Source organism: Corallococcus sp. AS-1-6 (assembly GCF_020037015.1).
Taxonomy (GTDB): Bacteria; Myxococcota; Myxococcia; order Myxococcales; family Myxococcaceae; genus Corallococcus.
The window spans coordinates 15,269-39,663 of sequence record NZ_JAIQDE010000036.1 but is presented as its reverse complement, the minus strand read 5'-3'; the positions used below and the strand labels follow the sequence as shown (position 1 = coordinate 39,663).

Genomic DNA, 24,395 nt, shown 5'->3' with positions numbered 1-24,395 from the left:
CGATTCGCTGCACCTATGACGTACGACGGGCGAATCCATTGCCGGATTGCTGAATCAGCTCCAGCCGAACAGGCTTTCATTGTAAAAACAGGAATAACCACCCACGTTCGACCAGGAGCAGCAGCGATGCCAGGAACGAATGTCCGAGCGCGGTCTCCCCTGCCGTGCTTCGTCGTTTGCGCGGTCTTCTCCCTCCTCGTGGGCTGCTCGGCGGAGCCGCCGCCGGAGCTGGCGGTCGCGCGAGCGGGCGCGGTCGTGCAGGACGCCAACTTCGCGGACTCGGTCTTCGTCAGCGGGCTCCAGGGCCCCACCACCATGACCTTCGCGCCTGACGGGCGCCTGTTCATCTCCGAGAAGAATGGCTCGCTGCGGGTCGTCGTGAACGGCCAGCTCCTGGCGACTCCGTTCATGACGCTCGCCGTGGACACCGACAACGAGCGTGGGCTGATGGGCGTGGCGTTCGACCCCAACTTCGACAGCAATCACTATCTCTACGTCTATTACACGTCGGTCGCCGGCAGCATCCACAACCGGGTCAGCCGCTTCACCGCCAACGGCAATGTCGTGGTCCCCGGCAGCGAGCTGGTGCTCGCCGACTTCCCGACGCTCGACGCCGCCAACCACAACGGCGGCGCGGTTCGCTTCGGACTCGACGGCAAGCTCTATGTCTCGGTCGGAGAGAACGCGGTCTCCTCCAATTCGCAGAGCCTGAACACGCCGCTCGGCAAGCTGCTGCGCTTCAACCCGGACGGCAGCATCCCCACGGACAATCCGTTCTACGCGGCCGCCACCGGGCTCGCGAAGGCGACCTGGGCGATGGGGCTGCGCAATCCCTTCACCTTCGACGTTCAGCCCGGCACGGGAGTCCTGTTCATCAACGACGTGGGCGAAGGCGGCTGGGAGGAGATCAACCGCGGGCAGGCCGGAGCCAACTACGGCTGGCCGATGACGGAGGGTTATTTCACGAACCGCCCGGAGCTCACGCAGCCGTTCTTCGCGTACCCGCACGGCGCGGGCACGGCCGCCGGCAACTGCATCGCTGGCGGTGCCTTCTACAATCCCCCCGTCCCGGCGTTTCCCAGCGCGTATGTCGGTCAGTACTTCTTCGCGGACTACACCAACAACTGGATTGCGCGCATCGACCCGAACACGGGCGTGCGTTCGCTGTTCGCGACCGCCGCCGCGGGGCCCGTGGACCTCGATGTCGGGCCCGATGGCGCGCTCTACTACCTTGCGCGCGGCGCGGGCCAGGTGGGCCGCATCGCCTACACCGCTTCGCTGCCGCCGAGCATCTCCCAGCAACCGGCGAGCACGCTGGTCTCGGTCGGCCATCCGGCGGCCTTCACGGTGTCCGCGAGCGGTGAGCCGCCGCTCACCTACCGGTGGCAGCGGGACGGCGTGGACATCCCCGGCGCGACCTCGCCGGGCTACGAGCTGGGCGCCGCGCAGCTCACTGACAGCGGCGCGCGCTTCCGCGTGGTCGTGACCAACGGGCTCGGCTCGGCCACCAGCGCCGAGGCCGTGCTGACGGTGACGTCCAACAAGCCGCCGGTGGCCACGATCGTGACGCCGGCCTCGGGCGCGACCTACATCGCGGCCACCAACCTGACGTTCTCCGGCTCGGCCAGCGACCAGGAGGATGGCGCGCTGCCGCCGGGCGCGATGACCTGGAACATCACCTTCCATCACGATACCCACACGCACCCGGCCATGGCCGACATCACCGGCATCGCGAGCGGGAGCTGGCCCATCCCGAACATCGGCGAGAGCTCGGCCAACGTCTGGTATCGCGTGCGGCTCACCGTGCGCGACTCGATTGGCCTCACCCACACGACGTACCGCGACGTCCACCCCGTCACGGTCCCGCTCACGGTGACCAGCGTGCCGAGCGGACTCCAGGTGCTGATGGACGGGCGGCCGTTCCCGGCGCCGCATGACACGACCGGCGTGGTCGGGGTGGTCCGCTCCGTGGGCGTCGAGTCGCCGCAGTACGCGAACGGGAAGTTCTGGGCGTTCACGTCGTGGTCGGACGGCGGCGCGCAATCCCATACCTTCGTCACGCCTGGCAGCGCGGCCACCTACACCGCCCAGTTCGTCGAGACCTCGGGCGGGAGCTGCTATCAGATTCAAAGCGAGCGCAGCGACAAGTGGCTCACCGTCGACGGCGCGGGCAAGGTCATCGCCGGCAGCACGACGCAGGCCGGCGGGCAGATCTTCCAGCTCGTTCCGAACGGCACCCGGTACAAGCTCAAGGGCTCGGGTGACGCGTTCCTGACGGTGGTGGCGAACCAGCTCACGATGGGCGCCAACTTCAGCAGCGGGGAGTCGTTCACCCGGATTGCCTGCGGCTACGGAGGGCGCACGCGCGTCGGCTTCCAGGCTTCGTCAGGGAGCGCGCCCCATTGGAAGGAGACCACGACGGGTGCGCCCATCCAGAGCGGTGACGGCGGCAATGGCGGCGCCTGCAACCCGGACGATGGCGGCGCCTGGGAGGGCTTCTACCTGGAGCCGGTGAGCTGCCCGGGCGGCGGCACCGGCCCCGTGTGCGGCAACGGCACGGTCGAGAGCGGCGAGCAGTGCGACGACGGCAACACCCAGCCGGGTGATGGCTGCGATGCGACCTGCCACACCGAGACCAGCGGCAGCGCGGGCTGCTTCCGCATCCAGAGCGAGCGCACCGACAAGTGGCTCACCGTCGACGGCGCGGGCAAGGTGGCCGCCCTCGGCACGACGCAGGCCGGTGGCGAGGTGTTCGAGCTCGTCACCAGCAGCGCGAAGTACAAGCTCAAGGGATCGGGCGGCGCGTACCTGGCGGTGGTGACGGATCAGCTCACCGTGAATGCCTCGCTCGGCTCGGCGGAGGCGTTCACCCGCCATGACTGCGGCGTCTTCGGCGGGCGCAATCGATATGGCTTTGAATCGACGACAGGCACCGCGCGCCACTGGAAGGAGAACACCCCCGGCGCGCCCATCCAGAGCGGCAACGGCGGCAACGTGGGCGTCTGCAATCCCACGGACACGGGCGCGTGGGAGGCCTTCTACCTGGAGCCCGCGACCTGCCCATGAGCGGGCGTCAGGGGGCGTGAATCGCCAGGGCCAGTACCAGCCCTGGCGATTCCCTCAGCGACGGATGCCCGTGAGCGCGAGCCGCAGCACCCGGCGCGCGGTGTGCGGATCATTCTCGTTCGCGACGGCGATCGCGTTCGCCAGCATCATCAGGTCCTCCGCCGTGGCGCCCGCTTGAAGCGCACCCACGGCGGACGCCCGCTCGACCAGGACCTTCAGCACGTTGAGCACCATGTCGGTGCAGCAGAGCTCTTCGGCGGAGAGCCCCTCCGGGCCGGCCAGCAGCGCGGCGGCGAGCCCGCGGTGGGTCGCGGTGTAGACCGTCGCCTCCTCCAGCCAGTCCGCCAGCTCGGCGGCAGGCGCCTTGCCAGGTTGCGCGGCTGCTTTCGCACAGAGCTGCGCGACGCCATCCCGGAAGACCACCTCCAGCAGCGCCTGCCGCGACGGGAAGTGCCGGTGCAGGGTCGCCGAGCCGACCCCCGCCCGCCGGGCGATCTCCTCCAGCGACACCTGCGCGCCTTCCCTGGCGACCAGCTCCGCCGCGACCTCGACAATCCGCTCCCGGTTGCGTCGCCCGTCCGCGCGCAACCGCTTCACCTGCTCCACGGCGCCCTCCTCTTCACGAGTCCCTTCTCTTTGACAAACGGGGGACCCCTCCGTATTTAACACGGAAATAAACGGTGGGGTCCACCACTTGAGAAGGAGCCGCCGATGCGCCACAACGACGTCGTTCTCGTCACCGCCGCCACGGGACGCCAGGGGGGCGCCACCGCCCGGGCCTTGCTGGCCGAGGGCCGCACGAAGGTGCGCGTCCTGGTGCGCAATCCGGAGGCGGCGAACGCCAGGGCGCTCGCGGCGGCGGGCGCGGAGGTCGTCGTCGGGGACCTGGACGATCCAGCGTCGTTGCGCGCGGCCTGCGCCGGGACGCGGGCCGTCTTCTCGATGCAGTCCCCCATCGCCTCCGCGACCGGCATCGACTTCAGCAAGGAGCGCCAGCAAGGCAGGAACCTCGTGGAGGCCGCGCTCGCGGAGGGCGTGGAGACGTTCGTGCACACCGCGACGTCTGGCGTCGGCGACCACCGCCAGGTCGAGGGCTGGGCGGAGGGGCGCTGGAAGGCGCATGAGGAGTACTGGGAGAACAAGCTGGCCACGTGCGACCGGGTCCGCGCCGCGGGCTTCAAGCACTGGACCCTCATCCTGCCCGCCACCTTCATGGACCACCCGATGCTGGATCCCGCCGGCTTCGTCGATGGGCGCCGGTTGCTCACGGTGGTCAGGACCGACCTGCCCATGGGGTTGATCGCGCCCGAGGACATCGGCAAGGCGGCCGCGGCGGCGATCAACGACCCCGCGAGGTTCAACGGCGTGACGCTGCAGCTCGCGGGTGACCTGCTCACGCTCCCCCAGATCGCCGAAGTCCTCTCACGCATCGACGGCAAGGAGTACGTCGTCCAGTCCGCCACGGTGGAAGAGGCCGTCGCGGCCGGCCTGCATCCGGGCGTGGCGCAAGGCATGACATACATGAACGTCGCCCCGGTGCTGGCCCGGCCCGAAATCGCTCGCGCCCATGGCCTTTCACCCATGAGCTTCGAGGCCTGGGCACGGCGGCGTCGCGAAACACCCTGACCCGGGCTCCCGCCCGCATGCGTGTCTTTCACTACCCATCTTCCCGAGCGCCCGTTTCTCGTGGTCTTGCAGTGCTCCCCCCTGAGAAATGGAGCTCGTGATGAAACACCTCCTCTTGAGCATGTTCGGGTTCGCGGGCGTCGTCGGCGCCGCGGGCCTCCCCTCCGTCGCCGCGGCCCAGGTTCCTCCCCCGTCCTGGGTGGCGCAGCTCGGCGCCAACCTGGATGAGCAGGCCAACGCCGTGGCCGTGTCGGGCGCGAGCGTCTATGTCGTAGGCCAGACGACCAGCCAGCTCGGCGTCGACCCGAAGGCTGGCGGTCAGGACGCGTTCATTGCCCGGTACGACACCGCCGGCAACCTCCAGTGGGTCCACCAGCTCGGCACCGCGGGTGCGGACCGCGCCACCGCCGTGGCCACGGACGCGGACGGCAATGCCTACGTCGCGGGCATCACCTTCGGCGGCTTTGACTTCTATGCCAATGCGGGCGGCTTCGACTTCTTCATCGCCAAGTACGACACCGCCGGCAACCGCCTGTGGTTGCGCCAGAACGGCACGCAGATGGATGACTTCGTCACCGGCATCGCCATTGGCGCGGACGACACGCTCTACTTCACGGGCTACACCGGCGGCAGCTTCGCCAACGGCGGCAATCCCGGCCACTACGACATCCTCGCCGGGCTCTATGACACGGCGGGCAATCCGTACTGGCTCCAGCAGTACGGCAGCCCCGCGAGCGACATGGCGCGCGGCATCGCCGTCACGTCCAGCCACGAGGTCTACGTCGTCGGGAGCACCACCGGCAGCCTCGACGGCACCACGCCCCCGGCGCTGAGCGGCGACATGTTCCTGCTCAAGCTGAACATCCTCGGCGTCCAGCAGTGGGTCCGGCAGATCGACGCGGGCGACCTGGATGACGCCAGGAGCGTCGCCGTGGGCCCTGACGGCGGCGTCTACATCGCTGGCGAGACGTTCGGCGGCCTGGACGGCAACACCAACAACGGCACCATCGACGTGCTGCTCGCGCGCTACGACAGCGCCGGCAACCGCGCCTGGAGCCGCCTGCTCGGAGGCGGGCAGCCCGACTACGCGTTCGGCGTCGCCGTCACCGCCGACAACGTGGTGCAGGTCGCCGGCTACACCGCCGGGCTCGACGGCATCCCGTCCTCGGGCAGCGCCGATGCCTTCCTCACCCGCTACGACGCGCTCGGCGCGAAGCTGGGCACCCAGCTCCTGGGCAGCGTGCGCCAGGACATCGCCCGCGGCGTGGCCGTGGACGCGTCCGGCAATGCCTACGTCGCCGGGCAGACGGGCGGGAGCCTCGGCGGCAATCCCAACGCTGGCGGCAACGACGCCTTCCTCGCGCGCTTCTGAGCAGGGCCGCTGACGAGACCCCGGCAGGGCCCACGCGTCTCCGGGCCCTGCCGCAGGTCGCGCGTGACTAGCGCCGGTGCCGGGCGATGAGCGCGTTCGCCGCCTCCGGCCGGGCCTGGCACTCCAGCAGCGCGCGGAGCATCAGCGGGACGACGATGGTGGCGTCCGACTCGATGACGAACATGGGCGTCGTCTCCGTCAGCTTGTCCCAGGTGATCTTCTCATTGGGGGTCGCGCCCGAGTACGAGCCGTAGGACGTCGTGGAGTCGCTGATCTGGCAGAAGTAGGCCCACGGCTTCACGGGCTTCTGCAGGTCGTACTTCGTCGACGGCACGACGCAGATGGGGAAGTCCCCGGCGATGCCGCCGCCAATCTGGAAGAAGCCCACGCCCCGGCCCTCGGACAGCTCCTCGTAGCGGTCGTAGAAGTCGGCCATGTACTCGATGCCGGACTTGACGATGCTCGCGCTGCAGCCCCCCGTCTTCACGTAGGACGCGAAGATGTTCCCGAACGTCGAGTCCTCGTAGCCGGGGACGACGATGGGCAGCTTGCGCCGCGCCGCCTCCATCAGCCAGCAGGCCTCCGGGTCCCCTTCGTACGCCGAGGGCTCCAGCACCTGGATGAGCTCGTAGAAGTACTCGTGCCAGAAGCGGCGCTCGCCCTTCGCGGAGGCGTTCTTCCACATGGGGACGACGATCTTCTCCACCGCCCGGAACGCCTCGTCCTCCGGGATGCTCGTGTCGGTGACCCGGCGCATCCGCTGCTCGAGGATGCGCGTGTCGTCCTGCTTGGTGAAGTAGCGGTACTCGGGGAAGTCCTTGTACGCCGTGTGCGCGACGAGCCGGAAGAGCGACTCCTCCAGGTTGGCGCCCGTCACCGACAGGCCGTGAATCAGGCCCGCGCGGATGGCGGGCGCGAGCGTGATGCCGAGCTGCGCGGACGACATGGCGCCCGCGACGCTCCAGAACATGCGGCCACCGCTCGACACATGCTCCCAGTAGGACAGGAGCGCGTCGCGCGTCGCGCGGGCATTGAAGTTCTTGTAGTTCGTGAGGATGAACTCGAGGACGGGCAGTTCGGACGGGGACATGGGGCCTCCAGCAACAACGGGGTCGTGACCCGGGAGGCGCCAGCCGGCGGATGCCACCCGAGGACACCCTACGGTCGCGACGAAGCGTCGCACCGCCATCGGAGCGTCAAGTGGCTGGCGCAGGGGTAGCACGGCGGGGGGCTCGCGGCTACGGCTTCGGCGCGGGCGCGGCCAGGCGGTTCGCCAAGGCCGACGCTCGCGACTGCGTCACCTGGGTGCGCGACCCGCTCAACGGCTTCGCGTCGATGACCGTTCCCTTCCGCTCGGGCACCGAGTACTCGGTCCGGCAGGCGGCGTGCCTTGCCCGAGCAGCGAATGCGCGGGCGGCGGCCCGCGCCTGTGGCTGCTCGCCAGCAGGAGAGCGCCTGGAGTCGGCCCCCTACTTCGAAAATATCGGCCGTAAGGCTGGCATGCCCCCTGCTTCCCTGCCCGGACATGTCTCAGCCCGCGACACGACGAGAGGTCCTGCTACAAGCACTGACGGGCTATGCCCTGCTGCCACTGCTCCTGCGGCAGGACGCGCTCGCAGAGCCGGTACGCAAGGAGGTCCAGGCCTGGCTCTCCCGCGTCCATCAACTCTGTTCGGATGTCCATGACCGGCGGCTCGAGCCTCGGGAATGGCAGCAGCAGGTCGAGGCGCTCTTTGCCAGGGTTCCCCTCTCCGAGCTTGTTCGGGCCATCGACGCGGACCGCCTGAAGCCGGGCCTCGAACTGCCCGATGACCGGGCCGGTGTGACGTCCGCGCCATTGCCCAGGATCGAAGGGCTGCCGCGCGTCTTTGGCACGAAGCTCTTCGGGCTGGCTCAAGGCCGGGCCATCGTGCCGCACGGACATCAAAACATGGTGTCCATGCACGTGGTGCTCGGCGGAGAGTTCCACCTGCGTCACTTCGAACGCGTCGAGAGTCAGCCCCAGCACCTGGTGCTGCGCCCGAGCATCGACCGTGTGTCCAAGCCTGGGGATCTCTCAAGCATCTCGGACGCACACGACAATGTGCATTGGTTGGTGGCCACGAAGGGCCCCGCATACACCTTCGACCTCATCGTCGACCGGCTCGACCCGGCACTCGGCTTCGCGTGGAAGCTCGACTACGTGGACGTCGACGCAGCAGAGCCCCTGGCGGGTGGACTGCTGCGCGCGCGCCGGATCGACTTCAACGAGGCCCTCCGCCGCTACGGCAAGACCTGACTTCGCAGCGTGTCATTCGCGCCCACCACCAAAATACATCCACATTCGACCACTCAAACCAGACGTTTGCGTCTTGGATTGCAAGACGCACTGGGAGTATCATCCCACACGCCTCTCAACCCAAGGAGCATCAGATGCTGCGGACGCTTTTTTCCGGAGTTGCCCTGAGTTTTGCCTTCGTGGTGGGAATGGCTGTCTCCTCTCAGTTTGCCCCGGGCGAGGCCGTGGCGAACGAAGAGGCCGTGCTTGTGTCGACCGGCCCCAGCAGCGCGGTTCCGGACCAGACCACGGACGAGTCGTCGCGGTTGCTCGGGTGCTGCACGGGTGATGGCCAGTTCTGCATCAACACGGCGGCATGTCAGGCGCGCGGGGCTGGCACCTGCGGCGCGCCCTGTAACTAGCCCTCGGCCTTGGGCAGGTCACTCCCGGCCGAAGGCCTTGGCGAAGAGCTTCTCGATGCCCGACTTCTCGGGCTCGATGGCGATCGCGGGGGCGGGCGCGCCCATGGCGGTGCCGAGGGCGGGGCGCAGGCCCGACGCGATGCCCGGCTTGAGGTGGTGACGCAGGTCGACCGCCACGTCCGACTTCACGTGGGTGCCCAGGCCCAGGGCGGTGTTCACGTCCGCCGACTGCTTGAGGAAGCCATTCTCCAGGCCGAACGTGCCGCCGGCCTGGGCGGACGCGCCCGCCACCGCGCCCGCGGTGACCGAGCCGTGCACCCGGCCCACGTGCCCGCCCGCCGTGGCGTACGCGCCCGCCGTGGCGCCCGCGCCCACCTGGCCGGAGACCATCGCCGTGGCCGTCCTCGGGTCGAGCGTGGCCACGCCCTCGGCGTAGGCGGAGGCGCCGGCCTTCGCCTCACCCTTCACGTAGCCGCCCACGTGCCGGTTGAAGTCGTGGTTCGCGCTCGCCGTGACGCCCACGCCCGTCTCCGCCTTCGCCGTCAGCGCGGCGGTGTAGGCGTGCGCGTTCGTGTCCGCCGACACGCCGGCCTGGGCCTGCGCCTTGAACATGTTGGCCTCGCCGGTGACCTGCGCGCTCGACACGCCCATCCGGCCCGCGTGCGACTTCTGCCACGCGTAGGAGGCGTTGGGGCCCTGCAGCTCGGCCTCGGCCGAGTAGTGGTGCACGCCACCGCCGCTGTGGCTGGTGGTGGAGGCCTGCATCGAGCCCACGTTGCCGCTCAGCCGGCCGCCGCCGAAGGTGTCCTTCTCGAAGGGCCGGCCCGGCTTGTCGAGGAACATGTTCTGCTTCGCGCCCGCGGGCGCCGTGAGCTTGTTGTCACCGCCGCTCACCGCCACGTCCGAGGCGCCCGAGCTCAGCTCCCAGGGGCTGTAGGAGGGCTGGCCCTCGGGAGCCGCCGCGTGCTTCGGCGGCGTCGCCGTGTTCGTCGCGGGCGTCGTCGCCGTGGGCTTCGTGGCCGTCGTCGCGGGCGTCGTCGTCGCCGTGGGCTTCGTGGCCGTGGGCTTCGTGGCCGTCGTCGAGGCGGGGAGCGTCGACGCGCGCGCCGGCGGCTTCGGCTGGGACACCGTGGGGCTCGGGAAGGTGGCGGAGCGGGGCAGGGACGAACCGATGCGACGGGCCATGGCGGGAACCTCTGGAGTACGGCGAAGGGGGAGCAGTACAGCGATTCCCTCCCCTACTGCACCCGGCATGCCGGGCTCAGGCCGCCCGGTGCGGCCCATGCCCGCCTGTGGATTCAAGGAGTTGGCGGGAGGGGCCTCTCGGGATGGGCCCGCGCCCTGATGACCGCGGTCACCAGGAGGCTGGCGCCAGTCACCAGGGGCTCGCGCCTGACGCCCGGAGAGGACGCGGCGCGGGTACGAAATAGCCCCCACCGGGAGTTCGTTCCTCGAGCAGACCCCATGAGCCGCCTGACCTTCCCCGCTCCTCCCCCGCCCCGTGCGACAGCGCGCCGGACCGCCGCCCGGACGTGGCGCACGCGGGCGCTCCTCCTCGCGGTGATGGGGGCCTCCGCCAACCTCACCGCCTGTGCCGCGCCGTCCGCGCTCGCCGTGTCTCCGTCCGGGGTGCCGGCGTTCAGCGAGGACATGCTGACGCCCGAGTTCTGGATCCGCCGCGCGCCGTCTCCCGATGCGGTGCTGCTCGATGCCGATCAGGTGGCGGCGAAGCGCATGCGCGCGTTCGCTCCGGAGGGCGGCCTGCTCGACCTGAAGGCCTTGCCGGCCACGCTGACGCGGGCGCAGGTCGCCGGTTGGGTCGGGGATGCGCAGCGGACGCCCATCCAGGCGGTCATCGACGAGCAAGGCCGGCCGGTGACGGCGGCGATGCTCGATGAGCTCCGTCAGAACACCGCGACCGGGCAGATCCCCGAAACCTCCGCCGCGCGTTACGGCCTCAGCGTGCGGCGCACGCACCTGCGGTCGCTGCCGTCCGACCTGCGCCTCTTCGCTTCGGAGGACCTGCGCGACTACGAGAGCCTGCAGGCCGGCGTCCTGTTCCCGGGGGAGCCGGTCGTCATCGCGCACACCAGCGCGGACCAGCAATGGCTGTTCGTCCAGACGACGCAGGGGCCGGCGTGGGTCAAGCGCGGCGACATCGCGGAAGGCACGGCGGACGCGGTGTTCTCCTACGTCGCGAAGGAGCCCGGGCGCGTCGTCACGGGTGACCAGGTGCGCACGGTCTTCACGCCGGAGGCGCCGGAGGTGTCGGAGCTCGAGCTCGACATGGGGGTCGCGCTGCCGCGGGCCGACGTGGCGCCCGGCGAGCCCGTCAACGGCGCCAGCAGCTATGCATCGTGGCCGGTGCTGCTGCCGGTGCGCGCGCAGGACGGCTCGCTGGCCTTCCAGAGCGCCCTGCTCCGCCGGACCGCCGACACCGCGCCGGGCCATCTGCCACTGACGCGCGCCAACATCCTCCGCCAGTCCTTCAAGTTCCTCGGCGAGCGCTACGGCTGGGGGCACCAGTTCAACGCGCGGGACTGCAGCGGTCTGACCAGCGAGGTGTACCGCAGCATGGGGCTGCTCCTGGCGCCCAACTCCGGGCTGCAGGGGAGGAGCGCGGCGCTGAACCACCGCCTCTTCACCGCGCGGGACTCACACGCCGAGCGGGTGCGCGCACTGAGGCAGGCGGAGGTGGGTGACCTCGTCGTCGTCCCCGGCCATGTGCTGATGATCATCGGACACGTGGATGGCGAGCCCTATGTCATCCAGGATGTCCCGTTCGCCGTGTTCAAGGACCCGGCCACGCGGCAGCTCCGCAAGACGAAGCTGAACCAGGTGTCGGTCACCCCGCTGCTGCCGCTGTACGCCGATGACACGACCCTTTACGTGGACGCGATGACCAGCCTCGTCCACGTCACCCGGCCGTAGCGGGTCCGCTACCCGGGGCGAAGGGAAGCCCGGTCGATCTCCACGCAATCGCTGTCATTCCCCGGCGAGGCTTCACGGGCCCGGAAGCGCTCGCCTCCGGGGGTGATGAGGAACCAGGAGGTGGCGACCGCCGGGTCGTCCGCGGGAGGCGAGACCAGGACCTCTTCCCCGAGCAGGGGCGCGACCCGGGTGGCCACCTCCACCGAGGTGAGCGCGCGAGCGCGCGAGGCATCGATGTAGAGCGTCACATCCGTGCGGAACCCGGAGGCCCGGAGCGCGGTCTCCACGAGCACCGCGGCCTCCGCGGGGCCGTCCACGTCGAAGCGCGCCACGGCCTCGGGAGGAAGACCGAGCGCGCGGCCGATGCTCTCGAAGAGGCGTCCTTCACCCACGGCCCCCCGCGCGATGAATCCGACAACCTGTCTTTCCGGCGGCATGTCTCTTCCCCTCAGCCCGCTTTGTAGGCCTTGAGCGCGTCTTTCCTGTCGCTCTGCGACGTCCCCATCTTGTCCAGGATCTCCCTGGCGCGCGGGGTGTCGTCGAACTTGTTGTAGACCCCCAGGGCCTTGAAGGCCGAGCGGTTCAACTCATGGAACCCGGCGCCTCGGATGGGATAGAGCGTACCATTGTCATGGGCCCCGTAGGTCCGGCCGTTGAGCGTCCAGGTCACGGTCCCGGACTCCTTGCCCTTCTTCGCCTTGCCGTCGTTGATCTCCTTCACGTCCCGGCTGACGTCGACCCGTGATTCAACGACCGTGTTCTTGTCCTTGGCGACGGAGGACTGGTCGACCTTCCGGATGTAGTGCCGGTCCGCGGGCCGGGACGTGGGCCTGTCAGGCTTCTCCGCCCAGGCGGGCGGCGCGAGCAACAGGGCCCCCAGCGCCACCAGCACGGTAACCAGGGGCCACGCCATGAAGGGCTTCGGGAGAGCGGGACGAAGCATCAGGTTCTCCTGCGAGAGGATGCGGCTGCCCGCCAAGCCTCTCACAAGAGCGAGCCTTTCCGGGCAGCGCTTCGCTACCGGGGAGCCTGCTTGCGCTTGGCCACCGAGGCCTTCGGCTTGCTCTTGCTGTCGAGGTTGAGCGCCACCGCGGCCTTCACGAGCGCCTTGAACGCGCGCGCGTCGACGGTCTCCCCTTCATGGATGTCGATGGCCCGTCGCACGTTGCCCTCCAGGCTGGAGTTGAAGAGGCCCTTCGGGTCCGGGAGGCTGGCCCCCTTCGGGAACGTGAGCTTCACGGCCTTCTTGTACGACTCCCCGGTGCAGATGATTCCGTGGTGCGACCAGACCGGGTTGCTCCACTTCCACTCCTCGGTCAGCTCCGAGTCCGCTTCCCGGAGGAGCGTCCGCATGCGGGCCAGGGTCTCCGCCCTCCAGTCCCCCAAATCAACGAGCCGCTGTTCGATGAGCCGGGAGGCGGCCTCTCCAGAGACGGGCTCACTGCCGCGGCTACCCATGGACAGCCTCCGGCGGACGGGCGGCGGCCTGGAGGCCGCGCCAGGAGACGTAGGAGAGCCCCCAGAGCACGCTGGTGCCCGCCGCGAAGGCCCATGCCTGCGGGCCATCCCCCACCGCGAAGTGGGCGATGAGCGCCGAGACGAGGTTGATGGCGAAGCCGGCGTAGGCCCACTCCTTGAGGCGCCACGGCACCGGCGCGAGCAGCACCAGCACCCCGAGGACCTTGGCCCACGCCAGCTCCACCCGGAAGTAGCTGGGGAAGCCAAGGTGCACGAACCCATCCGCCGCGTCCTTCAGGCTCAACTGCGCGTAGGCGGTGAATCCCATCTGCAGGCAGAAGAGCACGGTGGCGATCCAGAAGACGACGGTCACGGCTTTGGGGGACGGTCTGGCGGCGACGAGCGCCGGCTTCGGCAGGGTCGATTCCATGGTGGGCTCCTTCACTGCTTCGGGTTGCTGGCCTTCCAGGCGGGACTCTGGACCCCGAACTGCTCCGCGTACTCGGTGGTCAGGCGCTGCCAGTCGTACTGCATCGCGGCGGGCCCCACGATGCGGCCCACCGGGTCGCTCGCGAGGTGGTGGTCCAGGACGTCGAAGCAGATGTGCCAGCCCGCGGCGCCCCACGAGATGAAGTTGCGGTCGATGTTGTGCCAGAGCGTGAGCCGCGTGCCGCCAGCGCCCGTCGGCTCCAGCTCCCAGCGCAGGTCCTGCGGCCCCCAACTGTACTCGAGCAGCTTCGGCGCCTCCGCCCGCTTCACGGCGGTCTCCGAGACCTGCGGCGTCGGCGCTCCGACCGTCGAGAGCTTCACCGGCCCCACGCTGGCCATGCTCCGGTCCGCGTCGAACGGCGCCCACTCGGCCAGGTGCGCGGGGTCGGTCAACGCCTGCCACACCTTCGCCGGGGGATGACGCAGGTCCCGGACGAGGACGAGCGTCCACTTGTCGCCTTCCTTCTGGACCCTGGCTCCGGCCGCGGGGCCGGGGGTGTACTTCGCACGGTGGCTCATCGCTTCTTTCCCTTCCTGGGTTCGGGTTCCTGGTCCATCCGGTCGAGATGGCGTTCGAGCGCGTCCACGTGGAGCGTCCAGAAGCGCCGGAATGGCGCGAGCCATTCATCGACCTCCATGAGCGGCTCGGGCCGGATGCGATAGACGCGCCGTTGCGCGTCGACGCGCGACTCCACGAAGCCGGCGTCGCGCAGCACGCGCAGGTGCTTGGACACCGACGTCTGGGGCATCCGCAGTTGGTGCTCGATTTCGCCCACGGAGTGCTCCGACGCCGCCAGCAGGCTGAGGATGGCCCGGCGGTTCGGCTCCGCGATGATCGCGAACGATGATTCCATGCCCCATATATGCCCACGGCTTCATATGCCCGTCAAGTCATATAAGAGCCCTGGCGAGGCCCGGGTGGGCATCCGGGCGGGCGGGCCCTCAAGGGGCGCGGGCCATCCAGAGCCGGCGGAAGAGGAGCGCGTGGCCGAACAGCGCCGAGCCCACCAGGACCGCCGGCAGCCACACGAACGGCGCGAACATCAGCCGCCGCGGCTCACCCGGCGACGGCCCTGCGCACCGCCGGGCGCTGGGTGTGGAGCCTGACGTACTCGAACAACCGCGGATGCCCGTCGAGCAGCCTCAGCGTGTGCGCCAGATGGAGGATGGAGGCCATCAGGATATCGGCGGCGGTGAACGCGCCTCCCACGAGGAACTCCCGGCCGCCGAGCCCTCTGTCGATGACGTCGAGCACGGCCGTGAGCCGGGCCCTGTGCTTCGCGTCGTCCGCGTCCGGCTGCGTGCGCCCGTGGAACGCCAGCACCGCGGGATCCAACTGGAGCTCCGCGAAGGCCATCCATCCGTAATAGGGACCGCGCTCCGCGCTCCCCACGGGCGGCGCCAGATGCTTCTCCGGATACCGGTCCGCCAGGTGCAGGCAGATGGACAACGAGTCCAGCAGCGTGACGTCCCCATCCACCAGGGCGGGGACGTCTCCCAGCGGATGCATCGCCAGGTACTCAGGGGTGGTGTTCTCCCGCCGGTCGAGGTCGAGCCTGACCAGCTCGTAGGGCACGCCAAGCTCCTCCAGCAGCCAGCGGGGACGGACCGCTCGGGTCCTGGGGGCGAAAGAGAGCTTCATGGGTGGCACTCCTGGGGCCGGGTGAGGCCTCAAGATGCGGCGGCCGGAGGGCCCGGACAATGCGGCCCCGGACGAACTCATTGTCAGGTTAATCTTGACGGTCATGATCCCACCGGCCGACATGCTCCTCTTCGCCACCGTCGTCCGCGAGGAGAGCTTCACCCGCGCGGCGCTCAAGCTCGGCATCACCAAGCAGACCGTCAGCGAGCGCATCCGCCAGTTGGAGGAGCGGCTCGGGGTCCGGCTCCTGGAGCGCACCACGCGGCGCCTGCGGGTGACGGGGGCCGGCGTCACCTACTCCGAGCGCTGCGCCGCCATCGCCGCGCTCATCGACGAGGCGAACAGCGAGGTGCAGCAGGGCATGGCGGATCCCACGGGGCTGATCCGGGTGTCCTCGCCGGTGCTCTACGGCCGGCGGTTCCTGACGCCTGTCATCTCGAAGTACCTCGACCGTTATCCCCAGGCGCAGGTGGAGCTGGTGCTGGCGGACCGCCGGCCCCACCTCATCGAAGAGGGGCTGGACGTCGCCATCCACATCGGCCCCCTGCTCGACTCGTCGCTCGTGGCGCGAAAGCTGGGAGAGAGCTCGGTCCACTTCGTCGCGAGCCCCCGCTACCTGTCGCGGTACGGCGTGCCGGACGCTCGCGACCTGCGCTCCGCCCGCTGCATCGGCTTCAGTGCGTTCGAGACGTGGATGGCGGAGGGAGTGAAGACCCGCATCGACCCGGTCCTGACCGTGAACGACCTGGAGCTCGCGTGCGAGGCGGCCATCGCCGGGGTGGGCATCGCGCTCGTCCCGGACATCCTCTGCCGCGACGCCCTCCGTGACGGCCGGCTGAAGGTCCTCTTCGGCCCCAAGCCCGCGATGCTGCGGCCCATCCACGTCGTCTATCCCAGCCGGACGAACCTTCCGCCCAAGGTCCGGCTCTTCGTGGATGCCGTGGCCACGCTGGCCGCGCCCACGCCGCCGAAGGCCCGTGGCCGGAAGCGGAGGTGAGGCGCGTTGGGGCGCGGGCCTCGACCGCTGGCCGGGGCCGGACACCCGCGCCATGCGGACCTGCGATGACCGCGCGCACTTCGCCAGAGGCCAATCGGGCGAGTACCTCGAAGCCGCTGAACCGCGGGCTCAGCGCTTCCGGGAGGCCCTGCCCCGTGGGGTCTCGCCCGCGTACCGCCGGTATACGCGGCGGAACGCGGCCGCGTCGGCGTAGCCCACCCGGGCGGAGATCGCCTCGACCGACTCGTGCGTCGTCTCCAGGAGGTGGGAGGCGTGCGCCACGCGGACGCGCTGCACGAACTCGAGCGGCGTCATCCCCAGGCCGGCCTGGACGCGCCTCGCGAGCGTCCGCGTGGAGGTGGCGGCGGCCCGGGCGAGTTCGTCCAGCGTCAACTGCCGGCCGAGGTTCGCGGCCACGAAGCGCTCGACCGCGCCCAGCGCCGGGTCCGAGACGCGCAGGTGCTCCATCACCATGTACCGCGACTGCGAGACGCGCTCGTCGAGCACGAGGTAGCGGGCCACCAGGTGCGCGAGCGACGGGCTCGCGACGCGCGCCACGAGCGCCAGCATCAGGTCCGCATGCGCGAAGGCGGAGCCCGCGGTGAGGACACCTCCGCTTTCGACGACCATCCGGTCCGAGCGGACGGTGACCTGGGGGAACCGGCGCGCGAACGCGGGCACGAGCCACCAGGTCGTCGTCGCGCTCCGCCCCGTCAGGAGCCCCGACGCGGCGAGGACGAAGGTCGCTGAACACGAGGCCGCGACCACCGCCCCCTTCGCCGCCGCTCGGACAAGGAGGTCGAGGACGCGCGCGGTGTCGGCGCGGGACAGCAGGCGTTCGATGGCGCGCTCGCTGACCGCGGAGAGCCCGGGCACCAGCAGCACGTCTCCCGCCTTCACGCCGCGAAGGCTGAGCGCGCCGTCCACGGAGACCGGGCGCCCCGTCCCCGAGCGCACGGGATTTCCGTCGAGCGACACCACGCGCTGGCGCAGCGAATCCGCTCGCCGGGGGACCGGGGCAAGGCCCGCCTCCACCAGCCGCGCCGCCGCGGCGAACCCGTCGAGGCCGACGCCCAGCGGGCCTTCGGCCACGCCATCCAGGACGACATGGGAAATCACATTGGCAAGAGTAGACCGAAGCTTGTCGATTCCGCCACTGGCCGGGACGGCGGTTCTTCCGCATCGTCCGGGCATGCGAACCTCCGAGCCTGACTCCACCGCCGATGATCCGCTCGACGACTTCGAGCGGCGGTCCATCACCCTCGATTCCGCCACGCGGACGGTCTACGTCGCCGGCCGCGGCCCCGCGGTCATCGTCATGGCCGAGATGCCGGGCATCAGCCCTCACGTCGCGCGCTTCGCGCGCTGGGTCCGGGACGCCGGCTTCACGGTGTACCTGCCGTCGTTGTTCGGCAGGGACGGGGCGTACCCGCACGCGGAGGCGGGGCTCGCCGTGATGAAGCGCGCCTGCGTGAGCGCCGAGTTCCGCGCGTTCGCGGCGAACGAGTCCAGCCCCGTGACGCAGTGGCTGCGTGCGCTCGCGCGTCTGGCCCACCAGGAGTGCGGAGGCCCTGGCGTCGGCGCCATCGGCATGTGCTTCACCGGCAACTTCGCGCTCAGCATGATGCTCGAGCCCGCGGTGCTGGCGCCGGTCCTGTGCCAGCCCTCGCTGCCACTCGATGCCCCAGGCGCGATCCAGATCGCCCCGGAGGAGGCCGCGGCCGTCAAGGAGCGGCTCGAGCGTGAAGACCTGACGGTGCTCGCCTACCGCTTCGAAGGGGACCGCTACTGCACGGCGCAGCGCTTCGCGGCCTACGCCGCCACGCTGGGACCGCGCTTCGTCCCCAAGGTGCTGCCCGATTCAGCCGCGAACCCCAGGCCTCCGTCCTTCTTCGAGCGGGTGGTCGGCGGGGCCCACAGCGTCGTGACGGCGCACCTCATCGACGCGGCGGGAGAGCCGACGCTCGCGGCGCGCGATGAGATTGTGACGTTCTTCGCCCGGAGGCTCCGTCCGGGCTGACGGCGGCCGGGCGCACCTCCCGGCCTCGCACCGCCCTGGCGCCAATGACTAGCCCTCCGGCGTTTCGAGCGGCACCGCCGGTCCAATCCAGAGGATGTCCCGGAAGGACAGGAGCCGCTCGCGGTACGAGCCGATGGGAGCGCGCGGGTGGAGGAGGATTCCCTCGTCGGAGACCTCGAGCAGGGCCCCGAGCGCGTACCACGTCCCGGAGTGCGTCTGGCGCAGCAGCACCCCCTTGCCGAGATACGGCGCCAGGTTGGCGCGGCTGATGGCGGGGCCGTGCGTGAACACGGGTTCGGCCCTGTAATGATCCAGGGGCCGCGTGGGGGCCTGGTATTGCTTCAGGAACCCCCACTTCGCGTGCCGGGCGTCTCTTGCCTCCAGCGTCTCGCCTTCGGGCACCGGGACGTGCCGCTCCTCGAACGCGTCCTCCTCGGGGGGCGCGACGGGCGCGGAGGCTGTGTCCTCCCAGCGCGCATTCCGGGTCCCCTCGGCCCAGCGCCAGGGCCAGGCATGGCGTCCCCCCACCGAGAACATCAGCCGGGGCTCGAGCCTCTCCCGCGAGCCCGGGGGACACACCACGGCGCCGTCCGGCTGCGCGCGCGTGAAGTCCCAGCCACGCTCGGACGGGATGAACCGCGCGACCTCGTCCGGCCAGGGGTTCCAGTCGCTCGGAGGTGGCACGCGGCCCGGCTCCAGCTCCAACGAGGTGCGGAAGCGCAGCGCGCCGGTGTTCACGTCCCAGAAGGCGATGTCGTGGGGCCCTGTCCCCACGAGCGTGTCGTCCGCGCCCCAGGCCAGTCCGTCGATGCCGCTGGCGCCCTCGAGCCGCCGGAGCATCCGGGCCGAGGACCCCACCTTCCACAGCTCGACCTTGCCTCCCTCCCCCAGCAGGCAGGCGCCCATGGTGCCATCCGGGGACCAGGCCCAGCGGCCCAGGTCGCCGCTCCTGGACGCCGGCCCGAACGAACGGCGCTTCAGGTCCACCTGACACAGGCGCTTGCCCCCCTCGAAGATGAGGACCTGGGGGAACTCGTAGTTGTTGATGAGCACGGCCAGACGCCGGCCGTCGCGGGACCAGACGTATTCCTCGACCGCGTGAACGCGCAGCTCGGCGTCCCTGTTCAGGACGGACACTGTCTGGCCGGTGTGTCCATGGGCGAGCCGGGGCGAGTCCTCCCCGTAGGCCAGGCGGGTGCCATCCGGGGAGAACGCCACCGGCAGCGTCAGCTCATCGAAGCGGTACCCCAGGTCGCCGCTCCGCACGTCGATGGCGGAGGCGGACGGATGGGGCTCCTGCTCCGGGCTGGTGTTCGGTTCGAGCACGAACTCGTCCTTGCAGTAGCCATGGATGCGTGAGCCATCCGGACTCCACCGCACCCAGGTGTGCGGGCGCGACTTCGAAGGCTGTCCGTTCAACCGGGCCGGGCACCAGCGAAGGCCTTCGCTGTCCTCATGGATCCGGGTGCCCTCCCGGAACGGGACGATGCAGCCCAGCGCGCCGTCCGGCCCGGGCGTGGAGACGAACAGGTGGGTCTCATCCGGAGACCAGCACCACGCGGGCAGGTGTCCCGAGTTCTCCATGTGCTTGGGATTGATGACGGTCCCCCCCGGCGGCGAGCCCCAGCGACGGGTGACGTCGGCGGTGAAGCAGGGCAGCGCTCCGGAGAAGGCCCGCATCACGCCGATGACGACCTGGCCCAGGATGACGCCGAGCCACTGCCCCGACGGAGACCACTGGAGGCAGGAGGGCTCCCGCGTCGAGCCGACCAGCGCCGTCTCGAACCCGACGGCGTCGACCACGCGCCCCGTGGCCAGCTCCCAGATGCGCACGTCGCCCCCGTGCGACTCGTCCAGGCGGTTGCTCGCGATGGCGAGATGGCGTCCATCCGGGCTGAGCGCGAAGCAGCGCTGCATGCCGATGTAGCGCGGGGTCTCCACGAGCCGTGCCCCCGCGGCCAGGACCTTGTCGGAGACGCGCCGGTGGAGCTCCGTGAGGCCGCGCTCCCGTTCCAGCCGGAGCAGCCGCTCGCGCAGCGGCGGGAGGTCCCGGCCGGGCTCGAAGTTGCCGAAGTCGGCCTGTTCCAGCAGCGCTTCGAGCTCCGCGTCGGAGCAGTCCATCAGCAGGGAGGGGTTCGCGAAGGGTCCTGGCATCTGGCTGGAGTCTCTCCTGCTCACGACGATACCGCACGGTCGGCCCCGCGCATCGCGAGCGGCGCCTTCCCGTGTACGCTGGGAGCTTCGTGCCCGACCGCTCTCGCATCGCCAGGTTCGCCCGGGGCCTCCAAGGCGTCTGCCTTGGCGTGGGCCTGTCACTGGCCGCGTGCAGGAGCCCCTCCCCTCCACCGGAAAACCCCTCCATGGCCTGGGTGAGCATTCCCGCCGCTGACGCGCGCGTGCGGTACGTGGGCCGCACGTACCGCTCCGATGCAGGCGTCGTCTTCTCCCATCCGGGCGTGACGGTGCGCGCGAGCTTCTGGGGGGACGCCGTACGGATGCGGCTGGATGACGCGGGCGCGGGCGGCGACATGGGGACCAACCACTTCGACGTCGTGGTGGACGGGGCCCCTCCCCGGCTGCTCGCGGTGGAGCCCGGCCAGGGCAGCTACCTGCTCGCCAGCGGCCTCCCCGTGGGGTTGCACACGGTGGAGCTCCTCAAGCGCACCGAGTCCCTGGTGGGCGCCAGCACGCTCCTGGCGCTGGAGGTCCATGGCGAGCTCCGCGAGCCGCCCCCGCCGCACACGGGGCTCAAGCTGGAGTTCGTCGGGGACTCCATCACCTGCGCCTACGGCACCGACGTCACCTTCCATCCCGAGACAGCCTCCTCCCGGGTGCCCACCTTCACGTCGAAGCACCAGAATCCCAGACGCGGCCATGGCTGGCTCACGGCCCAGCGCCTGGGCGCGGAGGCCGTGTTCGTCTGCTATTCGGGCCACGGCGTGTACCGCAACCTGGACCTGTCCACGTCCGGGTTGCTGCCCGCCGTCTACGAGCGCGCCGTCCCGGACCACCCCGCCGCCTGGGACTTCTCCCAGGGCTCACCGGACGTGATTGTCATCAACGCCGGCACCAACGACGCGTTCGCGGGCGCGGGCACCGCCGCGTTCCTCCCGGACGAAGCGGCCTTCAAGGCCGCCTACGGGACCTTCCTCGAGCGGCTCCGCGCGCTGCATCCCCGCGCGCACCTCGTCTGCACGCTGGGCAGCATGACGGACGGCTTCAAGCGCAAGGAGCAGCAGGGCGTGGTGACGTCCGTGCACGTCGGCGATTGGATTTCCCAGCTCGTGGCGGAGCGCCAGCGGCTGGGCGACGCCCGGATCCACCGCCACGTGATGGCCGTGCAGAACCCGTTCGCTGACGGCGTCGGCGAGGACTGGCACCCCTCCGCCGCCACGCACCAGAAGATGGCGGAGTCGCTGAGCCGGTTCATCCAGGACGTCGTGCGCCCCTGAGCCAGGGCGCGCGAAACAAATCCCGCGTCACGTTCTGACGGGCAAGGACACGAAGGGGCCACTCCCTGGCATGCCCGCCTGTGATTGCCGTACGCGCGGTGCGTGTCAAAGGTTGCGTGGAGCGCGAGAGGGCCTTCGAGCACCACCGGGGCCGCCCCTCCCCCTTCACCGGGACAGGCAGGCTCCTCCTTCCCCAGGGCACGTATGAGTCCACTCTTCCTCCTCTTCGCGGCCATGGCCCAGACACCCACGCCGCCTCCCGACGCGGCGGAGGACTCCTCACCGGCTTCCGTCGCGGCGGCAGCCGACGAGGACGAGGAGGAAGGGCCCTGGACGGGGTCGGCGGGGCTCGGCGCCTCCTTCTTCACCGGCAACGCCCGCACCTTCACCATCACCGGCGATGCCCTGGCGGAGTACGAGTCCCCGGTGTGGGCGCTCACCCTGGAGGCGGATGGCGCCTACGGCAACGCGGCCACCGAGGACGAGGAGGAGCGGGAGGTCACGGCCCTGACGCTCGGCGGCTGGGCGCGCGGCGACTACCGCTTCACGCGCCTGCTGAGCGCCTACACCTTCCTGGGCGTGCAGACGGACCACCCCGCCAGCCTGGAGCTGCGCACCGAGGTGGAGCTGGGCGCCGGCTTCACGCTCCTGGAGCGGACGAAGAAGTCGAAGGAGCTCCTGCTGCGCACGTACCTGGGCGCGGGCTACGCGAAGGACCGCCGGTTCCAGTACACCCCCACGCGCGAGAACCTGCCGGACGTGACGCAGTGGTCGCCCGCGGTGGGCCTGGCGTTCCGCTATGACATCAACGAGCACGTGTACGTGCGCGAGGACGCCGTGCTGCTGCCGGACATCTTCGGCGACCCCCGCGTCCTGCTGGACTCCACCACGAAGCTGTCCGTGGACATGACGGACCGCTTCGCGCTCACCACGTACTTCGAACTGCAACACGACAGCGCACCCGCGGCGGGCAAGGTCCGGACGGATACCTCGCTTTCGGTGGGGGCCGAGCTGGAGCTCTGAGGGATTGGAAAGGAGCAGCACTCCCATGGCCAAAGCGGCTCATTTCGACGACATCCAGGTCCCAGGCGAGACGAAGAAGAAGCAGCGCACGCCGCCGAAGAAGAAGGGCATGGAGCGGGTGCTCGACGCCATCGAGCGGGTGGGCAACAAGGTCCCCCATCCCGCCATCATCTTCGTCGCCCTCATCGCGCTCGTGATGGTGCTCTCCCACCTCTTCTACTGGCTGGGAGCCAGCGTCACCTACGAGACCATCAACCCGGACACCCACCAACTGGAGCAGACGACCACCGCCGCGAAGAGCCTGCTGACGGGCGAGGGCCTGCGCTTCATGTTCGCGGGCGTCGTCCAGCACTTCATGGACTTCAACGCGGTGGGCGTCATCATCGTCGCCATGCTGGGCGTGGGCGTCGCGGACGCGGCGGGCCTGGTGGGCGCGCTCATCCGCAAGCTGGTGGCGGTCGCTCCGGCCCGGCTCCTCACGTACATCCTGGTGTTCGTGGGCATCCTGTCCAGCATCGCGGCGGATGCCGGCTACCTGGTGCTGATTCCCCTGGCGGCGGCCGCGTACCTCACCGTGGGCAGGCATCCCCTCGCGGGCCTGGCGGCCTCGTTCGCCGGTGTCGCCGCGGTCTTCACCGTCAACATCCTGATCAAACCGCTGGACGGCATCCTGACGGAGATCACCAACGACGCCATCCACATCCTGGCGCCGGACCGCTCCATCGACCTGACGGCGAACTTCTGGTTCTCCGCCGCGTCGGTGTTGATGCTGACCATCGTGGTGTCGCTCATCAGCGACCGGCTCATCGAACCCCGGCTGGGTGAATACAAGGGAGAGAAGCCGGCCACGGTGGGCGCGAAGCTGTCCCCGGAGGAGTCGCGGGGGCTGAAGTTCGCGTTCTGGGGGCTCGTGGGCGTGCTGGTGTTCTTCGGCCTGCTGGCGCTGCCCCCGGGGGCGCCGCTGCGCAATCCGGAGACGGGCGCGCTCGTCGGGGACTCGCCGTTCATGAACGGCCTCATCGTCGCCATCACCGTGCTGTTCCTGGTGACGGGGGCCGCCTACGGCGTCGGCGCCGGGACGCTCAAGAACAGCGTGGACGTCATCAAGGCCATGGAGAAGGCGGTCGCCGGGCTGGGCGGCCTCATCTTCCTGCTGTTCATCATCAGCCAGTTCATCGCCCTCTTCACCTACACGAACATGGCGACGATCGCGGCCGTGAAGGTGGGGGATGCCCTGGAGCACGCGGGCCTGGGCGCGCTCCCGCTGCTCGTGGGGTTCGTGCTGGTGGTGGCCGTCCTGGACCTCATCATGACGGGGGCCATTCCGAAGTGGGCCATCTTCGCGCCGGTGTTCGTGCCGCTGCTGATGCGGCTGAACGTGGACCCGGAGGCCGTGCTCGCCGCGTACCGCGTGGGCGACGGTCCGTTCAACGCCATCTCCCCGCTGAACGCCTACTTCGCGCTCATCGTCACCTTCGCCCAGAAGTACCAGAAGGACGCGGGCGTGGGCACGGTGGTGGCCTTGATGCTGCCGTACGTCATCGTGGTCTTCGCCGTGTGGATTGCCCTCCTGGTCGCGTGGCAGGTGCTGGGGCTGCCCTGGGGGCTCGGGTAGGCCCCCCACCCGGGCGCTTCCCTCA

24 protein-coding genes are annotated in these 24,395 nt (G+C 70.1%); 11 read left to right on the top strand and 13 right to left on the bottom strand.

Annotated features, from left to right (window positions below):
- Window positions 1-126: 126 nt before the first annotated feature.
- The gene (locus K8612_RS34355) at window positions 127-3,066 is read left to right on the top strand and encodes a PQQ-dependent sugar dehydrogenase (protein WP_223765343.1); all 2,940 of its coding nucleotides are present in this window, start codon (window positions 127-129) and stop codon (window positions 3,064-3,066) included.
- Between the two features lie 54 nt (window positions 3,067-3,120).
- Here the strand turns inward: K8612_RS34355 and K8612_RS34350 are convergent, their stop codons facing one another.
- Window positions 3,121-3,672: a TetR/AcrR family transcriptional regulator gene (locus tag K8612_RS34350; protein ID WP_223744514.1), complete on the bottom strand. Its 552-nt coding sequence runs from the start codon at window positions 3,670-3,672 to the stop codon at window positions 3,121-3,123.
- Window positions 3,673-3,777: 105 nt separating this feature from the next.
- Here K8612_RS34350 and K8612_RS34345 point away from each other — a divergent pair, with 105 nt between their 5' ends.
- Together K8612_RS34345 and K8612_RS34340 are read left to right on the top strand one after the other, a co-directional pair.
- Window positions 3,778-4,692, top strand: a complete 915-nt coding sequence (locus K8612_RS34345; protein WP_223765342.1) for an NmrA family NAD(P)-binding protein — start codon at window positions 3,778-3,780, stop codon at window positions 4,690-4,692.
- A 100-nt stretch (window positions 4,693-4,792) separates the two neighbouring features.
- Window positions 4,793-6,064 carry an SBBP repeat-containing protein gene (locus K8612_RS34340; RefSeq protein ID WP_223765341.1) on the top strand — a complete coding sequence of 424 codons (1,272 nt, stop codon included), beginning with the start codon at window positions 4,793-4,795 and terminating at the stop codon, window positions 6,062-6,064.
- Between the two features lie 67 nt (window positions 6,065-6,131).
- On the opposite strand, the gene K8612_RS34335 is transcribed toward K8612_RS34340, so the two are convergent.
- A complete protein-coding gene (locus K8612_RS34335) occupies window positions 6,132-7,154 on the bottom strand; it encodes a deoxyhypusine synthase family protein (protein ID WP_223765340.1) in 1,023 nt (340 codons plus the stop codon).
- 148 nt (window positions 7,155-7,302) lie between these two features.
- Window positions 7,303-7,425 carry a hypothetical protein gene (locus K8612_RS39055; RefSeq protein ID WP_255653012.1) on the bottom strand — a complete coding sequence of 41 codons (123 nt, stop codon included), beginning with the start codon at window positions 7,423-7,425 and terminating at the stop codon, window positions 7,303-7,305.
- 164 nt (window positions 7,426-7,589) lie between these two features.
- Between K8612_RS39055 and K8612_RS34330 the strand changes: the two genes are divergently transcribed.
- Both K8612_RS34330 and K8612_RS34325 read left to right on the top strand, forming a co-directional pair.
- Window positions 7,590-8,342, top strand: a complete 753-nt coding sequence (locus K8612_RS34330) for a hypothetical protein (protein WP_223765339.1) — start codon at window positions 7,590-7,592, stop codon at window positions 8,340-8,342.
- A 134-nt stretch (window positions 8,343-8,476) separates the two neighbouring features.
- Window positions 8,477-8,743 carry a hypothetical protein gene (locus tag K8612_RS34325; RefSeq protein ID WP_223744509.1) on the top strand — a complete coding sequence of 89 codons (267 nt, stop codon included), beginning with the start codon at window positions 8,477-8,479 and terminating at the stop codon, window positions 8,741-8,743.
- An 18-nt stretch (window positions 8,744-8,761) separates the two neighbouring features.
- On the opposite strand, the gene K8612_RS34320 is transcribed toward K8612_RS34325, so the two are convergent.
- On the bottom strand, window positions 8,762-9,928 hold the full coding sequence (locus tag K8612_RS34320; protein ID WP_223744508.1) for a hypothetical protein: 1,167 nt from the start codon (window positions 9,926-9,928) through the stop codon (window positions 8,762-8,764).
- Window positions 9,929-10,207: 279 nt separating this feature from the next.
- On the opposite strand from K8612_RS34320, the gene K8612_RS34315 reads away from it, so the two are divergent.
- The gene (locus tag K8612_RS34315) at window positions 10,208-11,674 is read left to right on the top strand and encodes an SH3 domain-containing protein (protein WP_223765338.1); all 1,467 of its coding nucleotides are present in this window, start codon (window positions 10,208-10,210) and stop codon (window positions 11,672-11,674) included.
- Window positions 11,675-11,682: 8 nt separating this feature from the next.
- Here K8612_RS34315 and K8612_RS34310 read toward each other — a convergent pair whose 3' ends face one another.
- The 7 genes from K8612_RS34310 to K8612_RS34280 form a co-directional block, all read right to left on the bottom strand.
- Window positions 11,683-12,066 (bottom strand): hypothetical protein, encoded by a 384-nt coding sequence (locus K8612_RS34310; protein ID WP_223765337.1) that lies wholly within the window; start codon window positions 12,064-12,066, stop codon window positions 11,683-11,685.
- Window positions 12,067-12,122: 56 nt separating this feature from the next.
- Complete coding sequence (locus K8612_RS34305; RefSeq protein WP_223765336.1) at window positions 12,123-12,617, bottom strand: hypothetical protein; 495 nt, start codon at window positions 12,615-12,617, stop codon at window positions 12,123-12,125.
- 74 nt (window positions 12,618-12,691) lie between these two features.
- Window positions 12,692-13,132 (bottom strand): DUF1801 domain-containing protein, encoded by a 441-nt coding sequence (locus tag K8612_RS34300; protein WP_223765335.1) that lies wholly within the window; start codon window positions 13,130-13,132, stop codon window positions 12,692-12,694.
- On the bottom strand, window positions 13,125-13,562 hold the full coding sequence (locus K8612_RS34295; RefSeq protein WP_223765334.1) for a DoxX family protein: 438 nt from the start codon (window positions 13,560-13,562) through the stop codon (window positions 13,125-13,127). The genes K8612_RS34300 and K8612_RS34295 overlap by 8 nt, the downstream gene beginning before the upstream one ends.
- An 11-nt stretch (window positions 13,563-13,573) precedes the next feature.
- Window positions 13,574-14,140 carry an SRPBCC family protein gene (locus tag K8612_RS34290; RefSeq protein ID WP_223765333.1) on the bottom strand — a complete coding sequence of 189 codons (567 nt, stop codon included), beginning with the start codon at window positions 14,138-14,140 and terminating at the stop codon, window positions 13,574-13,576.
- On the bottom strand, window positions 14,137-14,475 hold the full coding sequence (locus tag K8612_RS34285; protein WP_223765332.1) for a helix-turn-helix transcriptional regulator: 339 nt from the start codon (window positions 14,473-14,475) through the stop codon (window positions 14,137-14,139). The genes K8612_RS34290 and K8612_RS34285 overlap by 4 nt, the downstream gene beginning before the upstream one ends.
- Window positions 14,476-14,678: 203 nt before the next feature.
- Window positions 14,679-15,263 carry a glutathione S-transferase family protein gene (locus K8612_RS34280; protein WP_223765331.1) on the bottom strand — a complete coding sequence of 195 codons (585 nt, stop codon included), beginning with the start codon at window positions 15,261-15,263 and terminating at the stop codon, window positions 14,679-14,681.
- Between the two features lie 103 nt (window positions 15,264-15,366).
- Here K8612_RS34280 and K8612_RS34275 point away from each other — a divergent pair, with 103 nt between their 5' ends.
- The gene (locus K8612_RS34275) at window positions 15,367-16,260 is read left to right on the top strand and encodes a LysR family transcriptional regulator (RefSeq protein ID WP_223765330.1); all 894 of its coding nucleotides are present in this window, start codon (window positions 15,367-15,369) and stop codon (window positions 16,258-16,260) included.
- Between the two features lie 129 nt (window positions 16,261-16,389).
- On the opposite strand, the gene K8612_RS34270 is transcribed toward K8612_RS34275, so the two are convergent.
- On the bottom strand, window positions 16,390-17,352 hold the full coding sequence (locus K8612_RS34270; RefSeq protein ID WP_223744499.1) for a helix-turn-helix domain-containing protein: 963 nt from the start codon (window positions 17,350-17,352) through the stop codon (window positions 16,390-16,392).
- Window positions 17,353-17,452: 100 nt separating this feature from the next.
- On the opposite strand from K8612_RS34270, the gene K8612_RS34265 reads away from it, so the two are divergent.
- A complete protein-coding gene (locus K8612_RS34265) occupies window positions 17,453-18,280 on the top strand; it encodes a dienelactone hydrolase family protein (RefSeq protein ID WP_223765329.1) in 828 nt (275 codons plus the stop codon).
- Between the two features lie 48 nt (window positions 18,281-18,328).
- Here K8612_RS34265 and K8612_RS34260 read toward each other — a convergent pair whose 3' ends face one another.
- Window positions 18,329-20,434: a WD40 repeat domain-containing protein gene (locus K8612_RS34260; protein WP_223765328.1), complete on the bottom strand. Its 2,106-nt coding sequence runs from the start codon at window positions 20,432-20,434 to the stop codon at window positions 18,329-18,331.
- A gap of 206 nt (window positions 20,435-20,640) precedes the next feature.
- On the opposite strand from K8612_RS34260, the gene K8612_RS34255 reads away from it, so the two are divergent.
- The 3 genes from K8612_RS34255 (at window position 20,641) to K8612_RS34245 (ending at window position 24,370) form a co-directional block, all read left to right on the top strand.
- Window positions 20,641-21,732: an SGNH/GDSL hydrolase family protein gene (locus tag K8612_RS34255; protein WP_223765327.1), complete on the top strand. Its 1,092-nt coding sequence runs from the start codon at window positions 20,641-20,643 to the stop codon at window positions 21,730-21,732.
- 204 nt (window positions 21,733-21,936) lie between these two features.
- Window positions 21,937-22,755 (top strand): YdiY family protein, encoded by an 819-nt coding sequence (locus K8612_RS34250; RefSeq protein WP_223765326.1) that lies wholly within the window; start codon window positions 21,937-21,939, stop codon window positions 22,753-22,755.
- Window positions 22,756-22,780: 25 nt separating this feature from the next.
- Window positions 22,781-24,370, top strand: a complete 1,590-nt coding sequence (locus tag K8612_RS34245; RefSeq protein WP_223765325.1) for an AbgT family transporter — start codon at window positions 22,781-22,783, stop codon at window positions 24,368-24,370.
- Window positions 24,371-24,395: the final 25 nt, after the last annotated feature.